Source organism: Nostoc cf. edaphicum LEGE 07299 (assembly GCF_015207245.1).
In the GTDB taxonomy this organism is placed as follows: domain Bacteria; phylum Cyanobacteriota; class Cyanobacteriia; order Cyanobacteriales; family Nostocaceae; genus Nostoc; species Nostoc edaphicum_B.
In genome coordinates this window covers 1-2,994 of record NZ_JADEXF010000833.1, presented here as the reverse complement: position 1 = coordinate 2,994, position 2,994 = coordinate 1, and the positions used below count along the sequence as shown (strand labels likewise).

4 protein-coding genes are annotated in these 2,994 nt (G+C 40.5%); all 4 read right to left on the bottom strand.

The features are described from left to right. On the bottom strand, positions 1 to 273 hold a 273-nt coding region (locus tag IQ229_RS21375; protein ID WP_194047156.1), incomplete at its 3' end, for a DUF4231 domain-containing protein. A gap of 8 nt (positions 274 to 281) precedes the next feature. Further along, positions 282 to 1,028 carry a hypothetical protein gene (locus IQ229_RS21370; protein WP_194047154.1) on the bottom strand — a complete coding sequence of 249 codons (747 nt, stop codon included), beginning with the start codon at positions 1,026 to 1,028 and terminating at the stop codon, positions 282 to 284. A 386-nt stretch (positions 1,029 to 1,414) separates the two neighbouring features. Further along, positions 1,415 to 2,518 carry an AI-2E family transporter gene (locus IQ229_RS21365; protein ID WP_194047152.1) on the bottom strand — a complete coding sequence of 368 codons (1,104 nt, stop codon included), beginning with the start codon at positions 2,516 to 2,518 and terminating at the stop codon, positions 1,415 to 1,417. 137 nt (positions 2,519 to 2,655) lie between these two features. Continuing rightward, positions 2,656 to 2,994, bottom strand: a 339-nt coding sequence (locus IQ229_RS21360) for an NUDIX hydrolase (protein WP_194047150.1), incomplete at its 5' end; no start/stop codon positions are given.

Here is a 2,994-nt window from a genome sequence, read left to right as displayed (position 1 = left end):
CATGATAACATTTCTATTGCTATTGTTAGGCTTGAAATTAGTGTTAATATTTAGACTTACCAATGCTGGAAGAATTACACCACCAATAATAGTTGTTATCCGTAAAAAATAATGGCGATCGCGCGATAAATTAGCCTTACTTTCCATCCAGAGTACTTGTTCTAACCAGCGCGATCGCAAAAAATGTTTTTGCACATCACCTAAGTTAATACCTGCAAATAATTTGTTAAAATCTTCTTTTAAAAATTCGTGATAACTATCTTTTTTTGCCATTTTTACTCCTAATTAGAAAGTAACCCCTTAATTACTTTGCCTAAATTATCAATTCCTTTCTCTATGTCAATTAAGTTGATGTATTGTAATGTACCAGATTTAGCTAGCTTTTTGGCTCGTTCATCAGTAGCCTTTCCATGCAAAGCATCTACAAGTATATCTGCGGTTCTACCACTACCAGCAATCACAAGAACTAACCTTCCACTATCAACGCTAGAAAACGCATCCTTAAAGGTAATTTCACCACCGTTCAAGAGTAGTGTCACCGAAGGTGCATCATTGGCCAGCATAGTCGCAACGCAAGATATCCAAGGAGACTCGTCGCCCCAATCATTACCAGGAACTAGCACGAAATGAGTATGGTTTGGCTCTAAGGGTATTAAATCAGCAGCAGTTTCCGAATGATTAGGTAAAGCAACCTTACTTTCGGGTGTCACACCAACCAAAGCAAACTTAGCACCTATCTGGGTACGAGCCGCACCCATCATTCGCATAATTCCTACATCCGTACCTCCATCCACGACATAAGCCCCTAAAGTTTCGGCAATGGGGGCTAAAACTTCCACAAACAACCGTTGAATTCGGAGACAGTCAGCTTTACTGATGTTACTTGCGCCCCCCACTACTACTAAAACAGGACGCGAACCGCCAAGCCCTATTTCCTCAAGAGCATTTGGCAATTCTGCTTGTTGCTCAACTTGAGTAGCTAATGCTGTTTGCCCATTATCAAAGGTAAGTTTTAAACAATTTTTCATTTTTTAAAAATACTGACTGCTTAGGTTTCCCAGCGTAGTGCTTCGCAGTCATTTTCGGCAAGTGTTGTATTCCGTTCTCACCTGAAGGATAAAGAATTTTATGATGCTTTTGTAGGGGTTAATCGTTGATTGATGTACTACCAGATTTCCTCTTATATGTAAATAACGATGCTTGCTGTGGTAACAGAGCTTTGTCGTTTGCGTAGTGTCTCGTAGGCAAGTGCAGACTACACTTACACTCAAGTTTTTTACGATTATTTTGCTTACTGGAAAATTTGTGATGCACAAATTAATAGCTTCTTGTTTGTTAGCATCATAAATTATGATTTTGCACTTTATTTATGGACAAGATCGCCAGTTTTTAAGTTAATCTGAATGATTAGATTTTAACTATAAGTCCCGGCTCTATCACTTGTTAACGTAACAGGTTCTGACGCTATATCCTCTATCTTATTAAACTCTCCAGCCCGCCAGCTATCTGTTGTATCTTTGATAAAGCTGGCAATAGGGATCGCAATTAACAAACCCAGTACTCCTCCCAACTTTGCGCCCAGCAATAAAGAAATCACCACCCACACAGGATTTAAGCCAGTCAAATTGCTAAGAATTCGAGGTGCAATAATATTAGAATTTATTTGATCGATCGCAACAGCTACACCTAAGACTTCCACCCCTAACCAAAAATTTTGCAGTGCTACCAACAAACTTACTATGGCGATACCGACTCCTGTACCAAAGGGGAAGAGTGAAAATAAGCCAATACCAATGCCAAAAAGTAAAGCTAAGGGAACTTGCAGCGCCAAAAACACCAGGGTAATTGTCACCCCTAACACAGCTCCCAATGTTGCTTGACCGATGAAGTAATTGTGGAAATCCTCTCGCAGTAATTCCCGTAATCTTGACCCAATATTAGGGGGAAACCACTGAAAAACTCCGTCCCAAAGACGTTCACCATTTAATATTAAGTAGATAGTCAGCACTACCGCTAGCAGCACATTGAGGACAATACCAATGGTATCGACAGCAAAACCAAGAATTCTACCAGTAAAGGACTGAAGTTGGTTAGATAATCGTTCCAGAACTTGGGTAAATAAACCGCTTAAATTAATCGGAAGTTGCTGTTGACTTAACGCCCAATCTTGAAAAGCTTGCAGCTGCACAGTACCAGAATCAATCCAACTGGGCAAAATATTAGCCAGTTCAACGAGCTGTTGAATAATCAAGGGAACTAAGGTGATGCCTAAAGCTACTAAAACCACCAGAGTTAAAAGCAACACTCCCCCGATCGCTAAGTTGGGTTTCACCCCTTGTTCCTGGAGAAACTGGATTGGATAGTTCAAGACAAAAGCTAGCAGGATGGCGGCGGCAATAATGCTAACTAAGGGTTGAAAATACTGTATAACCTGGAGCAATAGCCAGCCGTTGAGAATGGCAATGGGAAATGCCAATCCTATAGTTAACCATCGCGGCAGTTTGTTTGCTGATTGCATTAGTGATGACCTCATAAGAGTTCGTTCTAACTTTATTTTGGCTTCTTAGGATGTGGGGAGTGGGGGATGAGAAAGTAGGGAAAGAAGAATTAATAATCAATACCCAATGACAAATGACAAATGACTAAATCCCCAAATTATGTTGGATTTTTCTCAATAAAATCCAACATAATTTTTTGATGCATTGCCCCTAAAGGTCGCACTTCGCCAGCATTTTGTGAATAACAGTTACCTTGGCGAATATCTTCTGGCGTAAATAACGCCATATCCCAGCCCTCATTCAGAACTAGTTGGTTTAATTCCACTAAGAGTGGTGCATGAAAGACATGACGGACAACTCTTTCGTTGGGATAACAGCCAAATTCAAGAAAGGGTGGTAGATCGTAGCCGATTTCTTCTAAAATTTCTCGTTTTACTGCTGCATTCGGCGTTTCACCAGGTTCGATGTGACCACCAAACAGCGCCCAGTAACCAGG

Bases quoted from the DNA above. Each gene is read 5' to 3' on its own strand.
- IQ229_RS21370 (WP_194047154.1), bottom strand. From the start codon at position 1,028: ATGAAAAATTGTTTAAAACTTACCTTTGATAATGGGCAAACAGCATTA.
- IQ229_RS21365 (WP_194047152.1), bottom strand. From the start codon at position 2,518: ATGCAATCAGCAAACAAACTGCCGCGATGGTTAACTATAGGATTGGCA.